Here is a 23,745-nt window from a genome sequence, read left to right as displayed (position 1 = left end):
TCGGCAACGAATGCAACAAATCCCCCCGCCACGATCATTGGCAGGGGTGAGGAGATCGATGAATGGCGGAGATCAAAAGGGAGATGGTGTCATCTTCTGCCTTTTCCAAACAATAGCTCTTCGAGAATATCATGGATGCGTTTGTTTTCATAAACGCCGACAAATCGCTCCGCTCCCGGACCCATGGCGGTCAACGGCACATCGGCGGCGGTGTGGCTCGTTGTCGTCCAGTCAAGGGCGAACGTTTGTGAAGAACGGGCGATGGCAAACGGACCGTCTTCACCGGAGATCGTTTTGCCGTCTCCTGACTCATCAGTGCCGCCTGGCGTTTCAATTGTCAAGCCGCCGCATTCATGGTCGGCGAGCACGAGGACGAGCGTATCCGGATGGCGCTTGGCGTACTGTTTCGCCACGGCGACCGCTTGGTCAAGCTGCTGGCCCGCTTTGATCATGAGCGATCCGTTGTTTTCATGGCTCATTTCATCAATGGCTTCCTCTTCGACAACAAGGAAAAAGCCCTTTTTATTTTGCGGCAGCACATCAAGCGCTTTTTTCGTCATATCAGGCAGCGACACGACAGGATTGTACACATCTCCTTCTCCTTCGGGGCGTTGTTGGAATATTTCTTCGTTGGCAAACAGTCCAAGCAGCTTGCGGCCCGATGCTTGTTTGAGCTCGTCGGCGGTGCGGACGTAGGTGTAGCCTAATTGTTTCGCGCGTTCGACCAAGTTTCCTTGCGTGCCTTTGCTTGCTTCTTCCGGATCTTCGGCCGGGTGGTCAGGGTAATAGCCAGGATTTCCTGCGGGGTACCAGTAATCTTCCCCGACGCCTAAAACGACATCGACTTGGCTTTGTTCAATGTATTGCTTGGCGATGTCGCTTTGGGCGGAGCGATTGGCGGTGTGGGCGGCGAAAGCGGCCGGCGTGGCGTCCGTCACTTGGCGGTCGTGACAAGCCCGGTGGCTTTGTCCACTTTTTTCGCTTGTTCCAAAATCGTCTCCACCGGTTTTCCTTGCAAATCAACGGAGATGGCGCCGTTGTACGTTTTCACGCCCGTCGCCATCGCGGTCGCCGCCGCGGCGGAGTCGGTGATAAACGATTTGCTGTCGGCGGAGTTCGTATGGACGAGCCCGCTGTATGGCATGTCGTCCATTTCCAATTCTCCAGCGATCCCTTTCGTGGCGAGTCGAATGGCGTTGCGATGGGCTGTGCCCATGCCGTCGCCGACAAAAAGGACGACATTTTTCACCGCGGGTTGTTTGGTTGGCTTGGCTGGGGCGGCCCATGCATCTTGTCCGGCGTGGTACAGCGCCAGTCCGGCGCTCAGCCCGGCAATGAGCAGGGCGGCGCGCCGTTTCGATTGGAACATCGTTCTCCTCTCCCTTTTCAGATGATTTTGTCATTTTTATCGTACAAGCCAGATGTTAAGCGTTCGTGAATGCAATGTAATGGTTTTGAAAAAATTTCCTCTCTATTCAGATTGGACGACAGAATGGTTTCTCCTTTGGCAACATTCCTTGTTGACTTTTTCTTTCTTCCTTGGTATCGTTACTAATAGTTCAACAGTTGAACAAAATGGACGACAGCCCTCCGTCCACTGCTGAAGCTGGTCGATTGTTCAATGATTGAACCATCGGAGGTGAATCAATGGCGGGACGAAATATAGATGAGTGGATTGACCGCTATTTGTCCGTGTCGTTTCTTGTGATGAAACGCGGAGCGGCGCTTGTCAAAGACAGCCTTTGCGAAGAGATGACGCACGATCAATATTATTTGCTTCGCTATATCCGCCGGCGGGGGGCGTGCACGTCGACGGAACTGGCGGCGATGTTCGGCGTGAACAAAAGCGCGGTGACGGCGATGACGAACCGCCTCGTCGACAAAGGTTGGCTGCGCCGCGACCGCGATGAGAGAGACCGGCGTGTCGTCGTTTTGTCGCTGACGGAACAAGGGGAAGCATGGATCGCGGAAATGGACCGAAACGTCTATCGGCTCGTGGAAGAGGTGATCGCTCGTTTCCCTGAAGAAGAAATTGAAACGTTCATCCGCACGTATGAACGGTTGGCCCATGTGCTGCAGGAGGTGGAAGAAGCGAAATGAGGGCGATTATCAAAGGAAGATGGTTCGTGCTTGCGGCGTGGATCATCATCGCGGCGGTTCTCATGATGACCGCGCCGAACATGGGCGAGCTTGTCCGCGAAAAAGGGCAGCTGAGCGTGCCGGACGGCTACTCGTCGTCATTGGCGGCAAAATTGATCAAAGAGGCAAACGGCCAGGAAAACAAACAAAATGAACGCTCCGCGGTGCTTGTCTTTTACAAAAAAGGCGGGTTGACGGCGGGCGATAAAAAAGAGATTGAACGGGCGGTAAACGCGCTCGAAAAGAAAAAAGAGGAACTTCATGTAACGAACATCGTCTCGCCGTTTGCCAACCGGGAGCTGGAAAAAGAACTCGTTTCCAAAGATGGGACGACGATGCTCATTTCGGTAAGCATCGACCCGGCCGGGCGGACGGCGAAGCAATTGACCGACGCCCTGTATAAAGCGGTCGATGGCGTCAAGGTCGAGCATTATTTCACCGGCGGCTGGATGATCGATGAAGATGTCGTGACGAGCTCGCAGGAAGGCGTGAAGAAAACGGAAGGGATCACCGTCGTCTTTATTTTAATTGTCTTGCTGGCGGTGTTCCGCTCGCCGGTGGCGCCGCTTATTCCGTTGCTCGCGGTCGGGGCGACGTATGTCGTCTCGCAGTCGGTCGTTGCCTTTTTGGTGGATCAGGTGAATTTCCCGCTGTCAACGTTCACGCAAACGTTTTTAGTCGCGGTGTTGTTTGGCATCGGGACCGACTACTGCATTTTGTTGCTGAGCCGGTTTAAAGAAGAACTGGCGAAACGCGGTGATCGGGTGGAAGCGATCGTCGCCACGTACCGGACGGCTGGGAAAACGGTGGCAGCGAGCGGCATTGCCGTCATGATCGGCTTTGCGGCGATCGGTTTGTCGACGTTTAAGCTGTACCAATCGGCGGCGGCCGTTGCCGTTGGGGTGGCGGTGCTGCTTGTGGCGCTCGTGACGCTTGTGCCGTTTTTCATGGCGGTGCTTGGCGAAAAGCTGTTTTGGCCGGTGCGGGGGAAGCTCGAGCATGGGCAAAGCCAGCTTTGGCTCGCGGCTGGCCGATTTGCGTTCGCCCGTCCGCTTCTGGCGCTGGCGATTGTCGCCGTCGTGACCGTGCCGGTGTTGGCGACGTACAATGGCAAGCTGTCGTTTGATTCCATGGAAGAGATCGGCGATCATTATCGCTCGGTCAAAGCGTTTGACATCATTGCCGATCATTTCAATCCGGGAGATGCCATGCCGACGCAAGTGGTATTGAAAAGCAAAGAGCCGCTTGATTCGGAAGAAGGGCTGGCGTTGATTGAGAAAATTAGCCGCGAGATCGAAACGGTTGACGGCGTGGCGAGCGTCCGCTCGGCGACGCGCCCGACGGGTGAGCCGATTAAGGAGCTGTTTGTTACGGAACAGGCGAAACAGCTGAAAAACGGCCTTGGCGCCGGCAAAGAGGGGATCGAAAAAATCGGTGCCGGTCTTGAGACGGCAAGCCAAAAGTTGTCCTCGTCCGCTCCGCAGCTTAAGCAGGCGTCATCCGGCATCGGCCAGCTCGTCTCCGGAACGGAGCGGCTTGAAGACGGCCTGCGCCAGCTGCAAACCGGCCTCAGCCAAATTGAACAAGGGGTGCGCCGGGGAGCGATGGGCGCCGGCGAGCTGAAAAAAGGCTTAGTGACGCTTCGCGACAATGCGAAAAAGCTGCAGGAAGGCGCGAATCAGTTGCTTGACGGCTACAAGCAGGCGGAACAAGGACTGTCGGCGCTAAACGGCCAGTACCGGCAAATCGAAGCGGGATTAAAGGCTGTCGCCGATCAGCTCGCCGCCGTGCAGACGATGCTCGGGCAAGTCGAGCAGTCGCATCCGGAACTCCGCCAAGATGGGCAATACCAACAAGCGAAAATGACCGTCGCCGCCCTGTCCGGCCAGACGAAACAAATGGCAGACGGCCTGTCGCGGTTGAACGGGGCGCTTGAGCAGGCGCGCGCCGGTTTGGCGAAAGCGAACGAACCGTTCGCCCAACTCGCAGCCGGCCAGGCGGCGGTGAACGGCGGCTTGGATCAAGTGATCCAAGGGCTTGATGAGCTCGAAGCCGGATTGACGAAAGCGGCCGACGGCCAAAAACAGGCGGTGGACAAATTGCCGCAATTCTCGGCCGGACTTGAGAAAGTGAACAGCGGACAGCGCCAGTTGCTTGAACATTTCTCCGCCCTTGACGGCCAGCTCGGCCAGCTCGTCGACGGCCTGGACCAAAGCGCGTCCGGCCTTCGAAAAGTGGCTGGTGGTCTCGGAACGGCAGAGACGTACTTAGCCGATTTGTCATCTGCGCCGGAGAAAGAAATGGCGGGCTGGCACATGCCGAAAGAGGCACTTGAAAGCAAAGAGTTCGCGCAAGCGAAAGACGCGTATATGTCGAAAGACCGCCGCATCGTGACGTTCGATGTCATTTTGAACGAAAACCCGTATTCGACATCGGCGCTCGGCCGCATCGATGACATTCGCGCCGCCGCCGAACGCGCGGTGAAAGGAACGAAATGGGAAGACGCGACCATCGCTGTCGGCGGCGTCACAAGCACGTACGCCGACCTGCAGGCGATTTCGAACGCGGACTATAAGCGGACAGCTGTCCTCATGTTAATCGGGATCGCCATCGTGCTGGCGGTGCTGCTCCGTTCGCTTATCATGCCGCTCTATTTGATCTTGTCGCTCGTGTTGACATACTACACATCGATGGCCGTCACCGAACTCATTTTCGTCAACGGCCTCGGCTATGCCGGTTTGAACTGGGCGGTGTCGTTCTTCGCCTTTGTACTGCTGTTGGCGCTCGGCATCGACTACAGCATCTTCCTCATGGACCGGTTCAACGAATACCGGGGCCGTCCGGTGAAAGAGGCGATGCTGTCGGCGATGGGCCATATGGGGACGGTCATTATCTCCGCCGCCGTCATTTTAGGCGGAACGTTCGCCGCGATGTATCCGTCCGGCGTCCTGTCGCTCTTGCAAATCGCGACGATTGTGCTGACGGGGCTTCTGCTTTACGCCCTCGTCGTCCTGCCGCTCTTCGTGCCAGTCATGGTCCGCACGTTCGGCCGCGCGAACTGGTGGCCGTTCCGGCAGCCGGTGAGTGAAGCGGACGGACTGGAACAACAAAAAATCAGTTAAGATGGCGAGCCAACGCCGCTCCCACAGATCGGGGAAGCGGCGTTCTTTTTTAGGAATGTTAGGAATGAAGGGAGAACGGAAAGGATGTCACCCCTCCCAGCGATAGGAACGTATATTCTGTTTGACGCGTCTGGTCATTTTCACCGATATCGGACGCGCATCTATACTCCACAGCAGGATGACATTAATGGCGTAAATGCAAGATATTAATGGGTTCATCTATCCAAGGGGAGGAAAAAGAGGATGAAAAAAATGGTGCTGTCCGCCGTGACGATAAAGTTGTACTGAAAACGAAAGAAAAAGATTTGCTTGATCTTTATAAGCCGGAAGAGGCAAAGGCGTTCAAAGCGAGAGTGAAAGAAGCAGTGGAGGAATGACGTTTTCGTTTCCTCCACTTATTTTTATCAAGAGCGATTCGATTTCACAAGCATATTTTTTCCGCTTTTGCCCAATGTAAAGTATGATGAGTGGTAGAGAACACACCAGAACCTAAAGGAGGAATGCGGGCATGACGAAACGAGTGCTCATGGTTGTGACGAACCATACGACGATCACCGACGATCATCAAACCGGGCTTTGGCTTGAGGAGTTTGCCGTACCGTATTTGGTGTTTAAAGAAAAAGGGTATGATGTGAAAGTGGCGAGCATTCAAGGCGGCGATGTGCCGCTTGATCCGCGCAGCATCAACGAAAAAGATCCGTCTTGGGCGGAGGCGGAAGCGGCGCTGAAAAACACGGCGCGCTTAAGCAAAGACGATGCCAACGGGTTTGACGCCATTTTCCTTCCCGGGGGACATGGAACGATGTTCGATTTTCCGGACAACGAAACGCTGCAATACGTCTTGCAGCAGTTTGCCGAAGACGGGCGCATCATCGCCGCTGTCTGTCATGGTCCGTCAGGGCTTGTGAACGCCACATACAAAGACGGTACGCCGATTGTGAAAGGAAAAACGGTCACCTCGTTTACAGACGAAGAAGAACGCGAAGTCGGGCTTGACGTCCATATGCCGTTTTTGCTGGAGTCCACCTTGCGCCTGCGCGGGGCGAATTTCGTCCGCGGTGAGAAATGGACCGATTTCTCGGTGCGCGACGGCAACTTGATCACCGGGCAAAACCCGCAATCCAGCCGGAGCACGGCGGAAAAAGTCGTCGCAGCTCTTGAAGAACAAGCGTAGACAATATCAGCTGAACTCGTTTATCCATAACAAGACGCGCCAAAAGAGAGGTAGCGTCTTGTTTTTGTTTTTTGAACGATTTTCCAATTGTTGTTCATTAATCAACAAATCGCTTTGATTTCACAATTGATTGGAATTTGAACTTTGTTATTATAATAAACAAATGTTGATGATTTTTGTTGCCGGGCGTCAAAATCATTGAGGAATGACAGGCCATTTCGGGCTTGCCGCCCGAGTTATAACGGAAAGGAGAGAACGAGAATGGGAGAAACCATCGAGATCGTCCGCAACGGCGCCCAGCCGTCGGCGAAAGGGCAGGAAGAGTATTTTACCGGAAACGTCCGCGTCGATCCGCTCTTTCAAGAAAACGAATTCGCCCCATACTCAGCGGCGTACGTCACGTTTGAACCTGGGGCGCGCACCGCATGGCACACCCATCCGACCGGGCAGAGATTGATCGTGACGTATGGCGTCGGTTGGGTGCAGGAATGGGGCGGCCCGATTCGGGAAATTCGGGCGGGGGATGTCGTTTGGTTTCCGCCGGGCGTCAAACATTGGCATGGCGCGACGCCGACGACGGCGATGACCCATATCGCCTTAACAGGGGTAGCGGACGGCAAAGGGGTCGAATGGCTCGAAAAAGTGAGCGATGAACAGTATCGCCGGGATGAATAGGAGGGAAAACATGGCCGGATGGTCGGACGAAGAGCTGCGCCGAATCGCCGCGGCTGATGATCTTCACATTTCGCCGTTCCGTGAAGACGGCAAAACGTACGGGACGCCGACGTGGATCTGGTCGGTGGTCGTCGGTGATTCCCTTTATGTGCGCGCCTACAACGGACAACGCTCCAGTTGGTATCAGGCGGCCGTCAAACAGAAAGAGGGGCGGATTACCGTAGCCGGCATGATGAAGGAAGTCGCGTTTGAACCGGTCGACGGGCCGATCAACGACTTGATCGATGACGCGTACCGGGAAAAGTACAAAGGAAGTCCGTATCTTGCTCCCATGATCAGCAGCCGCGCCCGTGCGGCGACGGTGAAAATCATTCCTCGGTGAGAAGTTCTCTTCCAAACGAAAACCGTCACCGATCGCCAACCTCCTGACTGGCGTCGATGACGGTTTTTGTTATTTAAAATTTTGACGGAGTAGCGCCTTAATCAAAATTGCGGTCCAACAGCCGCCCCGTCTGCTCGGCGATGACGCGCGCCGGCAGCGGCATGCCTTGTTTGAACCACCATTCGACGATCCCGACGACGGCGGAGGCGAAAAATTGCAAGACGACGTCTTCGTCGAGCCCTTCGTTTTTTCCGCTTGACGTGTCGACTTCCGGCTTGAATTCCTCGATCACCAGCTGTAAAAACCGATTGCGGAAGTGAGGGGCGCCTTTGCTCGATAACATCGTCGAGAAAAATAGACGATGGCGTTCAAAATACTCGTACCAGATGTAATTCCCTTCCTCAAACGTCAAGTCGGAAGCTTCGCGGCAAAGCTGCCGCAAGTTGTCCATATGTTCTTCGATCAGCTTGTCCAATAAATCATATTTATCGGTGTAGTGGAGATAAATCGTTCCTCTATTCACATTCGCCCGGTCGGCGATCTCTTGGATTGTAATGTCGTCAAACGGTTTTTCCGCCATTAGTTCGACGACCGCTTTTTTGATGGCTTCTTGGCTTTTCAGAATGCGGCGGTCGATTTTGGCCATGATTGCACTCTCTCCTTTGTTATTCGTTCTGACTTATGTATCCGAACAGAATAAGTGCTTTTTTATCATTATTAACATATGTTGATTAATGAATCAATATTGATTTTTTCGTGAAGATGGAGTCTTACAGGCGTCGTTGACACACGATCTTGAAGGGCGGGCATGCGAGGGATCGACAGGCGAGCGGAAAGGAAAAAGCGGACAGATGGCATGATCGCGCAGTCCTTACAAGATTCTCGCTCGTCGGGTCTTCACTGTTTTTAGAAAACGTTTGCAAAAAAGCAAAGAGTCTATCTGCCTTGTGAGAGCCGATGGCGGAGATTCGCTCAGTCTGAAAAAATAAAAAAGCCACTGGAAAGAGAGGAACGATCACATGGAATATGTAAAGCTCGGAAACACCGGTTTGGACGTTTCGCGCATTTGCCTTGGCTGCATGAGTTTTGGCATCGCCGATCGCTGGATTCATCCATGGGTGCTTGATGAGGAGAAAAGCCGTCCGATCATCAAAAAAGCGCTTGAATTAGGGATTAACTTTTTTGATACGGCCAATGTGTATTCCGACGGAACGAGTGAGGAAATTTTAGGACGGGCTTTGAAGGACTATGCCAATCGAGATGAAATTGTCATCGCCACTAAAGTGTATTTCTCTGCGCACGAAGGACCAAATCGGAAAGGGCTGTCTCGAAAGGCCATCATGAGTGAGATTGACAAAAGTTTGAAACGGCTGGGCACCGATTATGTCGACCTGTATCAAATTCATCGTTGGGATTACGATACGCCCATTGAGGAAACGATGGAAGCGTTGCACGATGTGGTGAAAGCGGGAAAAGCGCTGTACATCGGCGCCTCTTCGATGTATGCATGGCAGTTTTTGAAGGCCAACTATACAGCGGAAAAACACGGGTGGACGAAATTTGTGTCGATGCAGAATCATTACAATCTCATTTACCGTGAGGAAGAGCGGGAAATGTTGCCGCTTTGCAAAGAAGAAAACATCGCCGTGATCCCGTACAGCTCGTTGGCGTCAGGGAGATTGACGCGCGATGCGTCGGAAAAGACGCATCGTTCGGAAACCGACCAAATCCAATGGTCGAAATACGACGCCACGGCCGAAGCGGATCGGGTGATTATTGAACGCGTCGCCGAGCTTGCCGAAAAACACGGCGTGAAGCGCGCGCAAATCGCACTAGCCTGACTGCTGCATAAAGAACCGGTCCACCGCGCCGATCGTTGTCCCATGTCGAAGATGCGGTCGGCGCGCTGTCCGTTTCGTTGACGCCGGAAGAAATGGCTTATTTGGAAGAGCCGTATGTGCCTCATCCAATCGTTGGGCATCGATGACGGGAAAAAGATGCCCAAAAAGAGTAACTAACGGGTCTTTTGGAGTAGCGAAAAATCATGGAATACGATCATATGCAGCGTGTTTTCAAGCGATGGCGCCGGTTTTCGTTTCTATCATTTCTTCATACAAGACCGTGGCGAAAGAAAAAAGCGCGAAAAGTATGAGGCATAACACAAACCCTTGCCTATTCGCAAGGGTATTTCTTTGAAAACCAACAAGACTAGTCGCCCAACCGTTCTCGCACGTCTTCTTCCGTCATGTCGAGAATATTCGCAATGTGTGCTATGCTCATTCCTTTTTCGCTCATTTTTCGGATCGTTTCTTTGATTCCTTCTTCTCTTCCTTTTTTCAGCCCTTCTTTCAATCCCTCTTTTAACCCCTCTTGCCGTCCTTCCTCCCGACTGCTACGAATGTTGGAGAGTTGGTCAAGGAGCCATTTGAGCCGCATTTCGTAGGCGTAGCGGTTTTCAGGGTCGACGCTTAAACTTTGCCATTCTTCTAACGCTTCTAAAATCTCTTGCTCGGTCATCGCGATTCCCTCCAATTCGCGAAACATCTCTTCATCCATCCGTTTTGTTCGGCTGTCCACCGCCGACAACATCGTCAGCCACGGCCATTCCGGCGATTGCTTCACTTCTCTCCGATGTTTCTTCCATGCTTGGCGATGTCAAGCGCCTTTTTCGTATTGGCAAAATGAAGCTTGGCGCACGTCTCAAGCATCTCTTCCCCTCGCTCGCGGATGATCCGGGCCGCGGCTTCGTCAACGATGGCGCCGGCGCCTTTCGGGAGCAAAAGGCCGACGGTGCGGGATAATCGCTCCATCTCTTCTAAAAACACATAGCGGGCGATGATCGAGGCGGCGGCGACCGCCACGTGCACGCTTTCTGCTTTCGGCAGGCAATGCACCCGCTCGCTTACGATGCGCGCTTCCCCTGCGAGGTAGCGGAAATACGAGTCACGTTCTAAAAATTGATCGATAATGATTGCTTCCGGTTCGATAGGCGCGATTTCGTCGAGCAGCTTGGTGAGCGTCCGGTTATGAAGCAGCGCCTTCATTTTCGTCTGCGGCATGCCGCTTCGCTGCCAGCGGTTGTATTCCGCGTTATCAAGCACGGTGACAGCTAAAGGCGCCGTTTTCATGATGGTGGGGGCGATTTTGTTGATCGCCTCGTCCGTTAGTTGCTTCGAATCTTTAACGCCAAGCGCCGCGATTTTGGCGATATGCGACCGATCAACGTAGGCGGCGGCGACGACGATCGGGCCGAAATAGTCTCCGGTGCCGACTTCATCCGAACCGATCGCAGAAAGCTTCTCGAGCCTATGTTCCAATGGGGGCGAGGCGGTCTCTCTCTCCTGTCGTTTGCCTGGATCAGCCCCCCTCTTCCCCATCCATTTTGCTGCTTCTTGCTCCGCTGCTTTCCCTTGAAACAGCACTTTCCCCGAGCGGTAGGCGGTGATCACGACATCCGGGCGCTTGACGGCGAATAAAGCTCCGGCCGGAAGCCGGTCGGATAAGGCGTCTTGGTAGTGGGCGCGCAGCGCATTAAGCAACTGTGGATCCGCGTGAATCACATAGTTTGACAACGTTCGCTCTCTCCTTTATCCTCTTTTAGATCCGTTTGTGTCGCATCTTTCCATTATACCAGCATTCATGATATGATAAACAGTAGGATTTTGCGAAATGGGGGAAATAGTTTGACTGGGCAGCCAAAAACGCGGGTGAGCGTCCGCATCTATGGTCAAGACTATACGATCGTCGGCACGGAAAGCCCGGCCCATATCCGGCTCGTGGCCGCGTTCGTTGACGATAAAATGCATGAATTCAGTGAGAAAAATCCGATGCTCGATGTGCCGAAGCTGGCCGTTTTGACGGCCGTCAATATTGCCAGTGAGTATTTGAAGTTAAAGGAAGAATACAACAGGCTTCGTGAACAGCTGAAGAAGGAGAAGGATGGGGGACGCGATGATTGATGTCGTGCTGCTGTTTGTCCTGTTGCTGGGGGCGATGATCGGACTCAAGCGCGGCTTTATTCTCCAATTCATTCATATGGCCGGGTTTTTCATTGCCTTTTTCGTTGCTTATAAGTATTATGAGCGGCTTGTACCGACATTGCGCCTTTGGATTCCATATCCGACGTTCGGCGATCCGGAGACGATGAAGCTGCTGTTTCAGAGCACCCATTTAGATGATGCGTATTACCGCGCCATTTCGTTTGCGCTCTTATTTTTTGTCGTCAAAATTGTGCTCCAAATCATCGGCTCGATGCTTGATTTCGTCGCCCAGCTGCCGCTGTTGCGCAGCGTCAACCGCTTGGCCGGGGCGGCGCTCGGATTTGCGGAAGTGTATTTGCTTGTCTTTTTGCTTTTGTATATCGGTGCGCTCGTGCCGATTGACAGCGTCCAAGAACAGCTGCAGCGTTCGCTCATGGCGACCGTGATTGTGAAACATACGCCGGTGTTGTCGGAGATGCTTGGCAACTGGTGGATTCATGGCCGCGTTTGACGGAGCGCGGCCGCGGTTTTTCGGGAAAGGGAGGGACGGGGATGAGCGTCCATAAAAAAGAGGTCATCCGCCTGCTTGAGACAATTGCGTTGTATATGGAGATTAAAGGGGAAAACCCGTTTAAGGTGAACGCCTTCCGCAAGGCGGCAAGCGCATTGGAAACGGATGAACGAAGCCTGACGGAAATCGGCGACTTTACCGCCATCCCTGGCATCGGCAAAAGCACAGCGGCGATCATCACTGAATTTATCAAGAGCGGCTCGTCGTCGGTGCTGAATGAGCTAAAACGCGATGTTCCAGAGACGCTGCTTGCCTTGCTCAAACTGCCGGGGCTTGGCGGCAAAAAAATCGCCAAGCTGCATCAGGAGCTTGGCATTGTCGATATGGACGGGTTGAAAGAAGCGTGCTTGGCCGGAAAAGTGCGGGCGCTTCCTGGTTTTGGCGCGAAAACGGAAGAAAAGCTGCTTGCGGCCATTGAAAAGGCGGGCAAACGCCCCGAGCGGCTGCCGCTCGCCCGGGTGCTCGCGATCGCGGCGGACATTGAACGCCAGCTCGCTTGTCTTGATGGCGTGATTCGCTTCTCGCGAGCCGGCAGCTTGCGGCGCTTAAAAGAAACGGTGAAAGATTTGGATTATGTCATCGCCACCGACCGTCCGGCCGAGGTGCGCGACGGGTTGCTCGGCTTTGAGCGCATCCGCGAGGTGCTCGCCGCTGGGGAGACGAAAGTGTCGCTTCTTTTTCAGTATGACGATGAAATCGCGGCTGATTTCCGTCTCGTCGGCGAGGACGAGTTTGCGACCGCGCTTCATCATTTCACCGGATCGAAGGAGCATAACGTGCGCATGCGCCAGCTCGCCAAAGAGCGCGGGGAGAAAATCAGCGAATACGGTGTGGAAGACGAAGCGACAGGCGAAGTGAAAACATTCCGTGATGAAGCGGCGTTTTACGCCCATTTCGGGCTGCCGTACATTCCGCCGGAGCTGCGTGAAGATGGCACGGAAGTCGATCGATATTCTTCTGATGATCCACTTGTCCATTTTGACGATATCCAAGGCGACTTGCATATGCATTCGGCATGGAGCGACGGCGCGTGTTCGCTCGAGGAGCTCGCCGAAGCGTGTCGCCGCCGCGGCTACCGCTATATCGCCATTACCGACCATTCGCAATTTTTGAAAGTCGCCAACGGCTTGACGCCTGACCGATTGCGGCGCCAGCGCGAGGAAATTGAACGGCTGAACGCGCGCTATTCGGATTTTACGATTTTGGCCGGCGTTGAGATGGATATTTTGCCGGACGGGACGCTCGATTACGACGATGACGTGCTCAAGGAGCTTGATTTTGTCATCGCCGCCATTCACTCTGCGTTCAAACAGCCGCGCGAGACGATCATGAAACGGCTTGAAGCGGCGCTTCGCCACCCGTACGTCGATGTCATCGCTCATCCGACCGGGCGGCTGATCGGCCAGCGCGACGGCTATGACGTCGACGTCGAACGGTTGATCGAGCTGGCGGCGGAGACGAACACAGTACTTGAGTTAAACGCCAACCCAAACCGGCTCGATTTGTCGGCGGCCTACGTGAAAAAAGCCCAGGAAGCGGGGGCGTACATTGCCATCAACACGGACGCCCACCATTTGGACATGCTCGAGGATATGGCGATCGGCGCAGCGACTGCAAGAAAAGGTTGGATCCATAAGGAAACGGTCATCAACACATGGCCGCTTGAAAAGCTGCAACAGTTTTTGCGCGACAAACGAAAGAAATGAATCAGCTGGGGGTCAGATACGTGCAACAAAAAGTGCTTCACACCTTGGAGTTCGATAAAGTGAAAGAGCAGTTGGCTGAGCATGCGTCCTCGGCGCTCGGTCTCGAGAAAATCGCTGCTCTCGCACCGTCGCCTCGGTTGGAGGAAGTGGCGGCGTGGCTTGAGGAGACGGATGAAGCGGCCGCCGTTTTGCGGATGCGCGGCTATGCGCCGCTTGACGGGGTGGTCGACATCCGCCCGCATTTGAAACGAGCAGCGATCGGCGGCGCGCTCAGCCCACAAGAGCTGCTTGAAGTGGCGGCGACAGCGGCCGCAAGCCGGCAGATGAAACGGTTGATTATGGATGTGCATGAAGAGTACGGCGGGTTGGCGCGCCTAGCCGGTTATGCCGATGAGCTCGTCGAGGTGCCGGCGCTTGAAGAGAACATTCGCCGCTCGATTGACGACCATGGCGAGGTGCTCGATGCAGCGAGCGACCGCCTTCGCACGCTGCGCGGGCAAATTCGGGCAGTGGAAGCGCGCATCCGCGAGAAGCTTGAGAGCATCATTCGCTCGCCGGCGGCGCAAAAGCGGCTGTCGGACGCCATCATTACGATCCGCAATGACCGATACGTCATCCCGGTCAAGCAAGAATACCGCAGCGCCTATGGCGGCATCGTCCACGACCAGTCGGCGTCCGGAGCGACGCTGTTTATTGAGCCGCAGGCGGTCGTCGAGTTGAACAATGCGCTCCGCGAAGCGCGGGCGAAAGAAAAGCAAGAAATCGAACGCATTTTGCGCGAACTTTCGGCAAAAGTCGCCGAGCAGGCCGAGCCGCTTGCGCGGGCGGTCGAAGCGCTCGCGGCGCTTGATTTTGCGTTCGCCAAGGCGAAATACGCCCGCCGGATTCAGGCGACAAAACCAGCGGTCAACAGCTGCGGTTACCTCCGCTTTTTGCAGGCGCGCCATCCGCTGCTGGATCAAGAAAAGGCGGTGCCCAATGATATTGAATTGGGCGGCGACTATACGACGATCGTCATCACCGGGCCGAACACCGGCGGGAAAACGGTGGCGTTGAAAACGATCGGCTTGTTGACGCTCATGGCGCAAGCGGGGCTGTTCATCCCGGCGGCCGACGGATCGGAAGCGGCGGTGTTCCGTTCCGTTTTCGCCGATATCGGCGACGAGCAGTCGATCGAACAAAGCTTGAGCACGTTCTCGTCCCATATGGTCAATATCGTTGACATTTTGCGCCATGTCGATGGTGAAAGCCTTGTGCTGTTTGACGAGCTTGGGGCTGGCACCGACCCGCAGGAAGGGGCGGCGCTCGCCATCGCCATCTTGGATGAAGTGCACGGGCGCGGAGCGCGGACGGTGGCGACGACGCATTATCCGGAGTTGAAAGCGTACGGCTACAACCGCCCTGGCGTCGTGAATGCCAGCGTCGAGTTTGACACCGAAACGCTCCGCCCGACGTATAAACTGTTGATCGGCATCCCCGGCCGCAGCAACGCCTTTGATATTTCGCGCCGCCTTGGGCTTAATGAACGCATCATCGAACGGGCGAAAGCGCAAGTGAGCGCGGAAAGCCATAACGTCGAAAACATGATTGCGTCGCTGGAACGAAGCAAAAAGCAAGCGGAGGAAGAGGAAGCGCGGGCGCGCGCCGCGCTTGAGGAAGCGGAGCGGCTGCGCGCCGAGTGGGAGCAAAAGCTCGAAGCGCTGGAAGAGGAAAAAGAAGAGCGGCTTGCCGAAGCGGCACAAAAGGCAGAGGACATCATCCGCGCCGCCGAACGCGAAGCCAAGCGGATCATTCACGAGCTGCGCCGCCTGCAAAAAGAAAAGCAGGCGGAAGTGAAAGAACACGAGCTCATCGCCGCCAAGCAGCGGCTTACCGCCGCTATGCCGAAAGTGGAGAAGCGGAAAAAGGCCGCGGCGCGCCATGCGTTCCAGCCGGGCGATGAAGTGAAGGTGACGAGCCTCAACCAAAAAGGCTATTTGATCGAAAAAGTGTCGGACGACGAATGGCAAGTGCAGCTCGGCATTTTGAAAATGAAAATTCATGAGCGCGATTTGGAGTACATCGGCAGCGCGCCGGCGAAAGAAGTGACGCCGATTGCGACGGTGAAAGGAAAAGACGCCCACGTCGGCTTGGAGCTCGATTTGCGCGGAGAGCGGTACGAAGACGCCCTCATTCGGCTTGAGAAATACTTGGACGATGCCGTGCTCGCCGGCTACCCGCGCGTTTCGATCATTCACGGCAAAGGGACGGGCGCGATCCGCCAAGGAGTGCAGCAGTTTTTAAAACAACACCGGGCGGTGAAAAGCTTCCGATTCGGGGAGGCGAATGAAGGCGGCACCGGGGTGACGATCGTGGAACTGAAATGATGGGGGCGATGGCAATGGCGTCGTTTTGGGAGCACGACATGGTGAAAACGGCGGCCAATTTCAGCGTTGCCGTGTTGTGCATCGTTGTCTTTTTAGCTGTATTTGAGTTGGTGACGAAATACAAAAATTGGGAGGAAATTCAAAAAGGCAATGTGGCGGTGGCGATGGCGACGGGCGGGAAAATTTTTGGCATCGCCAATATTTTCCGCTACGCGCTTGCCCGTCATGAATCGTTGCTGTCGATGATCGGCTGGGGGCTGTACGGGTTTTTGCTTCTTCTCGCCGCGTACTTTATTTACGAATTTTTGACGCCCAAGTTTAATATTGATGACGAAATTGCCAATGACAACCGGGCGGTCGGCTTCATTTCTCTGTCCATTTCCGTCGGCTTGTCGTTTGTCATCGGAGAAGGCATTCAGTAAAGGGGAACAACGAATGAACGCAGTAGTGAAATGGTTGTTGATCGCGGTCGGGCTGCTTTTGGTCAGCGGCATCGTCTATATGGCGGTGCGCAACCGGTCGGTCGATGTGCTGGCGAAAATCTTGTTTGTCATCTGCGCGTGCTTTTTCTTTATTGGTTTGGTGTACTGGTTTTGGTAACGCTCGGGTTCAAGCCCGGCGTTCTTTTTTTCTTGATGAAAAATTACAGAAAAAAACGTCTGAAAGCCCACGGTTTCAATCGTGGGATGAAAGACGGCGTTGCTCGGTAATCCTTAATCGGATTGCTTCGAGCAGCCATTTTTATTTTTAAGTGTCGCAGTATAATCGTTAAACGGATATAATTGATATATGGAACAACAATATCGAAGAACAAAAACAACTGAACGCTATGTGGAATCTCAAAAGAAAAGGGGGTGAATCCATGCCCACGATCACACTAAGGCTGGAACTGCACAACCCAACGAAAGTCAAACAAGACATGTATGAACGGATGACAGAAGTGAATACTGCCTTTGCGAATTGGCTGTTGAATCATCCCAAGCTGAATCAAGCGACGAGCAAACTGTTTAAAGAGTTTTCGTCGCAGCGGTTCCCTTCTGCCGTCGTGAATCAGACGATTCGAGATGTCAAGTCTCAAAGGAAACATCAGAAGGCAAAAAGGTTTAAAACATTATGGTGTTGCTTCAACAGTCAAAATTGGAACGTCGAGCGAAAGGGAGAGTTCTACACGGTTTCCTTCCCCACACTGGAGAAACGAATTGGCGTGCCTGTCGTCACGCGCCCCTATCAAGAAGCATGGCTGAATCGGCTGATCAATGGAACCGCCAAACAAGGGGCGGCTAAGCTCTACAAAAAGCGAAAGAAATGGTGCTTGGCGATCGCGATCACATTTGAAGTCAAGCCGCGACACGAAACAAAGGTGATGGGGGTTGACGTTGGGCTTCGCTATATCGCCGTTGCCAGCGTAGGGACGAAATCGTTGTTTTTCAAAGGGAACCAATGCGCCTTTGTGCGCCGACGATATGCGGCTTTGCGGCGAACGTTGGGCAAAGCCAAGAAGCTTCATATGATTCGCAAAATCGGCCGTAAAGAGTCCCGCTGGATGAAGGATATGAACCATAAAATCAGCCGTCAAATCGTCCGTTTTGCCCTTGCCAACGGTGTTGGCGTGATTCGGATGGAAGATTTGGCGGGGATTCGGAAACGGACAGCATCGGCCAAAGAAGCGGGACGAAGCCTTCATTCTTGGGCGTTCCATCAATTGCAAACGATGATTGCCTATAAGGCGGAAATGGCGGGCATTCGGGTCGAGCGGGTGAATCCCACCTACACCAGTCAAACTTGTCGTTGTGGCTATCGAGATAAAGGAAACCGGAACGGCATCCACTTCCAATGCCAAAAATGCGGATATACGATTCATGCCGATCTGAATGGCGCGATCAACATCGCCAAAGCGATTTCGGGCTTCGCCGCCTAACCTAGCGCACTGGTCACAGGTGCGCCGCCCATTGGGGTACATCTTAACCCGATGGGACGGGGTGATGACACACCCCTAAACTTGGGCGTTGTCTGAACCAGAAATGGATGAGGACGCGAACGACCCAAGAATCCCACGCCCTTTAGGCGTGTGGAGTGTCAAAAATAGTAAAATAAATAAAATAAAATAGAAGTAAGGGGGGATTTCAATGGAAAAACCATGGTTGGCTCATTATCCGCCGGAGATTCCGCATACGCTTGACTATCCAGAGAAAACGCTTTCTGATTATTTGCGGGAGACGGCTGAACAATTCGGAAACCATGAGGCGATTGACTTTCTCGGGAAGACGATGACGTTTCGCCAGCTGTACGAGCAAGCATTGACATTTGCACATTATTTGCGGACGATCGGATTGAAAAAAGGGGATCGGGTGGCGATTATGCTGCCGAACTGCCCGCAGGCGGTCATCAGCTACTACGGTACGCTCATGGCCGGCGGCATCGTCGTGCAGACGAACCCGCTTTACACCGAGTATGAGCTTGAATACCAGCTGAACGACAGCGGCGCCTCGGTGCTCGTGACGATGGATATCTTGTATCCGAAGGCGGAAAGATTGAAAGGGAGAACGCCGGTCAAACATTGGATTGTCACGAGAATGCAAGATTATTTGCCCACGGTGAAGAAATGGCTGTATCCGCTTGTCCAGCGGAAGCAAAACATGCCGATCGTCCGCATCGAGGAAAGCGAAACCGTTCATTTGTTCCGCTCGATTGTCAGCCGGAAGGAAACGGCGCCGATCGGGGTGGACATCGATCCAGTGGAAGATGTGGCGCTGCTGCAATATACAGGCGGCACGACGGGGCATCCGAAAGCGGCCATGTTGACGCATCGCAACTTGATTGCAAATACACTCATGTGCGCCCATTGGGTGTATAAATGCGAAAAAGGAAAAGAAACGGTGCTCGGCGTGCTTCCGTTTTTCCACGTGTACGGAATGACGACGGTGATGAATTTGTCCGTGATGATGGCAAGCAAAATGGTGCTGCTCCCGCGCTTTGATGTCAAGCAAACATTGAAAGCAATCGAGCGCACCCGGCCGACGATGTTTCCAGGCGCGCCGACGATCTATATCGCCTTGTTGAATGATCCGGATTTGCCGAAATATGATTTGTCGTCGATCAACGTCTGCATCAGCGGCTCCGCTCCGTTGCCGGTTGAGGTGCAGGAGCAGTTTGAACGGGCGACGGGCGGAAAATTGATTGAAGGATATGGGTTGACCGAGGCGTCCCCTGTCACCCACAGCAACTTTCTTTGGGATGGGGAGCGGGTGAAAGGAAGCATCGGCGTCCCGTGGCCGGATACGGAGGCGAAAATCGTTTCGCTTGAGACCGGAGAAGAAGTAAAGCCCGGCGAGATCGGGGAGATCGTGGTGCGCGGGCCGCAAGTGATGAAAGGCTACTGGAACCGCCCGGAAGAGACGGAGCAAGTGCTGCGGGACGGATGGCTGTACACTGGCGACATCGGATATATGGACGAGCGCGGCTATTTTTATATCGTTGACCGGAAAAAGGATGTCATTATCGCCGGCGGTTACAACATTTACCCGCGTGAAGTCGAAGAAGCGCTGTACGAGCATCCGAAAGTGCAGGAAGCGGCCGTGATCGGCGTTCCGGATCCGTACCGCGGCGAGACGGTGAAAGCGTTCGTCGTGTTAAAGCCGGGGGAGGCGTGCAGTGAAGAGGAGCTTGACGCGTTTATGCGCCAGCGCCTGGCTGCTTACAAAGTGCCGCGCATCTACGAGTTCCGCAGTGAATTGCCGAAGACGGCGGTTGGCAAAATTTTGCGCCGCGTGCTGGTCGAAGAGGAGAAAAAGAAGCTTGACAAATCAGCAGAATTGCCTGTAAAATGAAAATATGAATGATGCTTCATTCATTTGACGGATGGAAAGGAAGAAAAGGAGAATCGATATTGCGCAGGGAAAAGCCGAAGTTTAAACAAATCATTGACGCTGCCGTCGTCGTCATCGCCGAGCATGGCTACCATCAAGCCCAAGTGTCGAAAATCGCCAAGCAGGCCGGTGTCGCCGACGGCACGATCTACCTTTATTTTAAAAACAAAGAGGATATTTTAATTTCGCTTTTTCAGGAAAAGATGGGGGCGTTCATCGAGAAAATTGAACAAGAGACAGAAGGAATTTCAAGCCCTCTCAAGAAATTGTATGTATTGGTGAAAACTCATTTTTCCGCCCTCGCCGCCGATCCGCATATGGCGGTCGTGACGCAGCTTGAGCTGCGCCAGTCGAACAAAGAGCTTCGCCATCGCATCAATGAGGTGCTGAAAGGATATTTGCGGCTCATCGACCGCATCATCATGGAGGGGATGGAAAAAGGGGAATTTCGCCGCGATTTGGACGTCCGGCTCACTCGGCAAATGATCTTTGGCACCCTTGATGAAACGGTGACGACATGGGTGATGAACGAACAAAAGTATGACTTGGCCGCCCTCGCCGACCCGGTGTATGAACTGTTGGTCAAAGGGTGCGCCGCCGGACGTTAGGAAAGGCAGAAAGGGGAGAGGCTTCATGGACTTTTTTCGTTTGGCGAAAGAGGAGTTCGTCGCGGTCGTGACGTTTTCGCGGCCGCCGGCGAACGCTCTTTCATCGGCTGTTTTGAAAGAGCTTTCAACCATTTTGGATGAGCTCGAGACGGATCCGGAAGTGCGCGTCGTGCTGCTGCATGGCGAAGGCCGGTTTTTCTCGGCCGGCGCCGACATTAAGGAGTTCACGTCCGTCGCTTCTGCCGAGGAGGCGTCCAGCTTGTCGCGCAACGGCCAGCTGGTGATGGAACGGATCGAGCGGTTCTCCAAACCGGTCATCGCCGCCATTCACGGCGCCGCGTTAGGCGGCGGGCTTGAGTTGGCGATGAGCTGCCATATCCGCATTGTGGCGGAAACGGCAAAACTCGGCCTGCCGGAGCTGCAGCTTGGCATCATTCCGGGATTTGCCGGCACACAGCGGCTCGTGCGTTATGTCGGTTTTGGCAAAGCAGCGGAAATGATGTGGACGAGCGAGCCGATCACTGGACTTGAAGCGGTCGAATGGGGGCTTGCCAACAAGGCGGTGCCGGAAGAGAAGCTTCTTGACGAGGCCAAACAGCTGGCACAAAAAATCGCCGCCAAAAGTCCGCTTTCCGTCCGCGCGACGATTGAACTGCTCAACGCCGCGAAGGAAAAATCGTTTGCCGAGGCCGTGCGTGAGGAAGCGGAATGGTTTGGCCGCGTGTTTGTATCCGAGGATGCAAAAGAAGGCGTGCAGGCGTTTTTGGAAAAACGGCCGCCCGTCTTTCAAGGAAAATAATCATCAATGATGTCTGAATGTTGGCAACTACAACAATTGTTCGAGGAGGGGAACGACGTGAACATTTTTGTATTAATGAAACGCACATTTGATACTGAGGAAAAAATCTCCATCGTCAATGGCAAGATTAACGAGGAAGGCGCTGAATTCATCATCAACCCGTACGACGAATACGCCATTGAAGAAGCCATTCAAGTCCGCGACAAACATGGCGGTGAAGTGACGGTCATCACCGTCGGCAGCGAAGAGGCGGAAAAAGAGCTGCGCACAGCACTCGCCATGGGCTGCGATAAAGCGGTGCTCATCAACATCGACGATGATGTCGAAGAGCAAGACCAATATACGACGGCGAAAGTGCTCGCTGAGTATTTGAAAGACAAAAACCCGGATTTGATTTTAGCCGGCAATGTCGCCATTGACGGCGGCTCTGGGCAAGTCGGCCCGCGCGTCGCGGAATTGCTTGGCATTCCATACGTGACGACGATCACGAAGCTTGATATTGTCGATGGCGGCAAAGTGACGGTCGTGCGCGACGTCGAGGGGGACGAGGAAATCATCGAAACGTCCCTGCCGCTTCTTGTCACCGCCCAGCAAGGATTGAACGAACCGCGCTATCCGTCGCTGCCGGGCATTATGAAGGCGAAGAAAAAGCCGCTTGAAGAGCTCGAGCTCGATGACTTGGACCTTGACGAAGACGATGTCGAAGCAAAAACGAAAACGATTGAAGTGTTTTTGCCGCCGAAGCGCGAAGCGGGCAAAATTTTGCAAGGCGAGATCGCCGATCAAGTGAAGGAACTCGTTCAGCTGCTCCGTTCTGAAGCGAAAGTGGTATAAGCCGGAACCGCTGTCGGCGTTCGGATGAAAAACAACGGGGAATCAAAGGATAGGGGGACTGAAAGAATGGCACGCAAAGTCTTGACATTGGCGGAAGTACGTGACGGATCGCTGCGAAACGTTTCCTTTGAGGCAATCGCGGCGGCCAAAACGATCGCCGAAGGCGGGGAAGTCGTCTCGGTGCTCGTCGGCGACCAAGTGCAGGCGCATGCCAACGAACTCATTTACCGCGGTGCGGACCGCGTCGTCGTCATTGAACATCCGAATTTGAAATTTTATACATCAGACGGCTATTCACAGGCGTTAAAAGCCGTGATTGACAAAGAACAGCCGGAAGGCATCGTCTTCGGCCATACGGCGCTCGGCAAAGACTTGTCGCCGAAATTGGCCATCAAGCTCGACGCCGGCCTCGTTTCCGACGTCGTCGCGGTCGAAGAGGCAGGCGGCAACATCGTCTTTACGCGTCCGATCTACTCCGGCAAAGCATTTGAAAAGAAAATCGTCACAAGCGGCATCATTTTTGCGACGGTTCGTCCGAACAACATCGCGCCTCTTGAGCGCGACGAGTCGCGCACAGGCAGCGTGGAAGCGCTCGCCGTCGAGATTAAAGACTTGCGCGCGATTGTCAAAGAAGTCGTCCGCAAAACGGCGGAAGGCGTCGATTTGACGGAAGCGAAAGTGATCGTCGCCGGCGGCCGCGGCGTCAAAAGCGCCGAAGGCTTTAAGCCGCTCAAAGAGCTCGCGGAAGTGTTGGGCGGCGCGGTCGGCGCCTCGCGCGGGGCGTGCGATGCCGGCTATTGCGACTATTCCTTGCAAATCGGGCAAACCGGAAAAGTCGTCACGCCTGATCTTTACATCGCCTGCGGCATCTCGGGCGCCATTCAGCACTTGGCTGGCATGTCGAACTCGAAAGTCATCGTCGCCATTAACAAAGACCCGGAAGCGAACATTTTCAAAGTCGCGGACTACGGCATTGTCGGCGATTTGTTCGAAGTCGTTCCGCTCCTTACGGAAGAGTTCAAAAAACTGAAAGTGCATTCATAATGGCAGAAAAACGGGCGGCCGTCGCCGCCCGTTTTTTGATGGATAAATTTCGCGGCAAAAGCGAATAGTAGAAACGAAGCAAAACATTCGCGCCGACTTGCATTCCATGGTATACTTTGCTTGCAGCATTTTAGAATATGGGAGGGAATGGACATGGCGATTGTCAACGCCACTGACCAAACGTTCGCCGCGGAAACGAAAGAGGGCGTTACGCTTGTTGATTTCTGGGCGCCATGGTGCGGACCGTGCCGCATGATCGCCCCAGTGTTGGAAGAGCTCGACCGTGAAATGGGCGACAAAGTGAAAATTGTCAAAGTCAATGTCGACGACAACCAAGAAACGGCATCGAAGTTCGGGGTCATGAGCATTCCGACGCTGCTCGTGTTCAAAAACGGCGAACTCGTCGATAAAGCGATCGGCTATCAGCCGAAAGAGGCGCTTGTTCAGTTGGTTGGCAAACATGTGTCATAACGAAAGAA

General features: G+C 54.0%; 22 protein-coding genes and 2 pseudogenes. 20 read left to right on the top strand and 4 right to left on the bottom strand.

Features of this window, described 5'->3' with window-relative positions; translation table 11 throughout:
- Positions 1–89: 89 nt before the first annotated feature.
- A pseudogene (locus GJ1_RS00110) lies at positions 90–1,369 on the bottom strand (alkaline phosphatase).
- A 278-nt stretch (positions 1,370–1,647) separates the two neighbouring features.
- Between GJ1_RS00110 and GJ1_RS00105 the strand changes: the two are divergent.
- The 6 genes from GJ1_RS00105 to GJ1_RS00085 all read left to right on the top strand — a co-directional run bounded on the left by GJ1_RS00105 (position 1,648) and on the right by GJ1_RS00085 (position 7,492).
- Positions 1,648–2,100, top strand: coding sequence for a MarR family winged helix-turn-helix transcriptional regulator (locus GJ1_RS00105; RefSeq protein ID WP_066226788.1), 453 nt, complete (start codon positions 1,648–1,650; stop codon positions 2,098–2,100).
- On the top strand, positions 2,097–5,261 hold the full coding sequence (locus GJ1_RS00100; protein WP_066226786.1) for an MMPL family transporter: 3,165 nt from the start codon (positions 2,097–2,099) through the stop codon (positions 5,259–5,261). The genes GJ1_RS00105 and GJ1_RS00100 overlap by 4 nt, the downstream gene beginning before the upstream one ends.
- 209 nt (positions 5,262–5,470) lie before the next feature.
- Positions 5,471–5,638 (top strand): hypothetical protein, encoded by a 168-nt coding sequence (locus tag GJ1_RS18210; RefSeq protein ID WP_157068335.1) that lies wholly within the window; start codon positions 5,471–5,473, stop codon positions 5,636–5,638.
- 131 nt (positions 5,639–5,769) lie between these two features.
- Positions 5,770–6,435 carry a type 1 glutamine amidotransferase domain-containing protein gene (locus tag GJ1_RS00095; RefSeq protein ID WP_066226783.1) on the top strand — a complete coding sequence of 222 codons (666 nt, stop codon included), beginning with the start codon at positions 5,770–5,772 and terminating at the stop codon, positions 6,433–6,435.
- Positions 6,436–6,696: 261 nt separating this feature from the next.
- A complete protein-coding gene (locus GJ1_RS00090; RefSeq protein ID WP_174520084.1) occupies positions 6,697–7,110 on the top strand; it encodes a (R)-mandelonitrile lyase in 414 nt (137 codons plus the stop codon).
- A 10-nt stretch (positions 7,111–7,120) separates the two neighbouring features.
- Complete coding sequence (locus tag GJ1_RS00085; protein WP_066226780.1) at positions 7,121–7,492, top strand: DUF2255 family protein; 372 nt, start codon at positions 7,121–7,123, stop codon at positions 7,490–7,492.
- A gap of 97 nt (positions 7,493–7,589) precedes the next feature.
- On the opposite strand, the gene GJ1_RS00080 is transcribed toward GJ1_RS00085, so the two are convergent.
- Positions 7,590–8,138 (bottom strand): TetR/AcrR family transcriptional regulator, encoded by a 549-nt coding sequence (locus tag GJ1_RS00080; protein WP_066226777.1) that lies wholly within the window; start codon positions 8,136–8,138, stop codon positions 7,590–7,592.
- Positions 8,139–8,511: 373 nt separating this feature from the next.
- On the opposite strand from GJ1_RS00080, the pseudogene GJ1_RS00075 reads away from it, so the two are divergent.
- Positions 8,512–9,479: pseudogene (locus GJ1_RS00075) on the top strand (aldo/keto reductase).
- Positions 9,480–9,700: 221 nt separating this feature from the next.
- Here GJ1_RS00075 and GJ1_RS00070 read toward each other — a convergent pair.
- Together GJ1_RS00070 and rnhC are read right to left on the bottom strand one after the other, a co-directional pair.
- Positions 9,701–10,114: an Rpn family recombination-promoting nuclease/putative transposase gene (locus tag GJ1_RS00070; RefSeq protein ID WP_066226774.1), complete on the bottom strand. Its 414-nt coding sequence runs from the start codon at positions 10,112–10,114 to the stop codon at positions 9,701–9,703.
- Positions 10,111–11,064, bottom strand: a complete 954-nt coding sequence (rnhC, locus tag GJ1_RS00065) for a ribonuclease HIII (RefSeq protein WP_066226771.1) — start codon at positions 11,062–11,064, stop codon at positions 10,111–10,113. Before rnhC ends, GJ1_RS00070 begins: the two co-directional genes overlap by 4 nt.
- A gap of 111 nt (positions 11,065–11,175) precedes the next feature.
- On the opposite strand from rnhC, the gene zapA reads away from it, so the two are divergent.
- The 13 genes from zapA (at position 11,176) to trxA (ending at position 23,737) form a co-directional block, all read left to right on the top strand.
- A complete protein-coding gene (gene zapA, locus GJ1_RS00060; RefSeq protein WP_083509901.1) occupies positions 11,176–11,451 on the top strand; it encodes a cell division protein ZapA in 276 nt (91 codons plus the stop codon).
- The gene (locus tag GJ1_RS00055; RefSeq protein ID WP_066227087.1) at positions 11,444–11,983 is read left to right on the top strand and encodes a CvpA family protein; all 540 of its coding nucleotides are present in this window, start codon (positions 11,444–11,446) and stop codon (positions 11,981–11,983) included. Before zapA ends, GJ1_RS00055 begins: the two co-directional genes overlap by 8 nt.
- Positions 11,984–12,024: 41 nt before the next feature.
- Positions 12,025–13,749: a DNA polymerase/3'-5' exonuclease PolX gene (polX, locus tag GJ1_RS00050; RefSeq protein ID WP_066226766.1), complete on the top strand. Its 1,725-nt coding sequence runs from the start codon at positions 12,025–12,027 to the stop codon at positions 13,747–13,749.
- A 20-nt stretch (positions 13,750–13,769) separates the two neighbouring features.
- Positions 13,770–16,115, top strand: a complete 2,346-nt coding sequence (locus GJ1_RS00045) for an endonuclease MutS2 (RefSeq protein ID WP_373278003.1) — start codon at positions 13,770–13,772, stop codon at positions 16,113–16,115.
- Between the two features lie 14 nt (positions 16,116–16,129).
- The gene (locus GJ1_RS00040; RefSeq protein ID WP_066227082.1) at positions 16,130–16,537 is read left to right on the top strand and encodes a DUF350 domain-containing protein; all 408 of its coding nucleotides are present in this window, start codon (positions 16,130–16,132) and stop codon (positions 16,535–16,537) included.
- 13 nt (positions 16,538–16,550) lie between these two features.
- Positions 16,551–16,715: a hypothetical protein gene (locus GJ1_RS18500; protein ID WP_167346067.1), complete on the top strand. Its 165-nt coding sequence runs from the start codon at positions 16,551–16,553 to the stop codon at positions 16,713–16,715.
- A gap of 262 nt (positions 16,716–16,977) precedes the next feature.
- Positions 16,978–18,033, top strand: a complete 1,056-nt coding sequence (locus GJ1_RS00035; protein ID WP_066226760.1) for an RNA-guided endonuclease TnpB family protein — start codon at positions 16,978–16,980, stop codon at positions 18,031–18,033.
- 208 nt (positions 18,034–18,241) lie between these two features.
- Positions 18,242–19,942 carry a long-chain-fatty-acid--CoA ligase gene (locus GJ1_RS00030; RefSeq protein WP_066226757.1) on the top strand — a complete coding sequence of 567 codons (1,701 nt, stop codon included), beginning with the start codon at positions 18,242–18,244 and terminating at the stop codon, positions 19,940–19,942.
- A gap of 59 nt (positions 19,943–20,001) precedes the next feature.
- A complete protein-coding gene (gene fadR, locus GJ1_RS00025; RefSeq protein WP_066226753.1) occupies positions 20,002–20,589 on the top strand; it encodes a fatty acid metabolism transcriptional regulator FadR in 588 nt (195 codons plus the stop codon).
- 25 nt (positions 20,590–20,614) lie between these two features.
- A complete protein-coding gene (locus GJ1_RS00020) occupies positions 20,615–21,388 on the top strand; it encodes an enoyl-CoA hydratase (protein ID WP_066226751.1) in 774 nt (257 codons plus the stop codon).
- A 57-nt stretch (positions 21,389–21,445) separates the two neighbouring features.
- Complete coding sequence (locus tag GJ1_RS00015) at positions 21,446–22,222, top strand: electron transfer flavoprotein subunit beta/FixA family protein (RefSeq protein WP_066226750.1); 777 nt, start codon at positions 21,446–21,448, stop codon at positions 22,220–22,222.
- Between the two features lie 66 nt (positions 22,223–22,288).
- On the top strand, positions 22,289–23,266 hold the full coding sequence (locus GJ1_RS00010) for an electron transfer flavoprotein subunit alpha/FixB family protein (RefSeq protein ID WP_011232160.1): 978 nt from the start codon (positions 22,289–22,291) through the stop codon (positions 23,264–23,266).
- A gap of 153 nt (positions 23,267–23,419) precedes the next feature.
- The gene (gene trxA / locus GJ1_RS00005; protein ID WP_066226748.1) at positions 23,420–23,737 is read left to right on the top strand and encodes a thioredoxin; all 318 of its coding nucleotides are present in this window, start codon (positions 23,420–23,422) and stop codon (positions 23,735–23,737) included.
- Positions 23,738–23,745 lie beyond the last annotated feature (8 nt).

The sequence above is a fragment of the Geobacillus jurassicus NBRC 107829 genome, assembly GCF_001544315.1.
Lineage (GTDB): Bacteria > Bacillota > Bacilli > Bacillales > Anoxybacillaceae > Geobacillus > Geobacillus jurassicus.
Note: the sequence above shows the minus strand (reverse complement) of the source record. Positions and strands in the feature narration are given on the sequence as shown.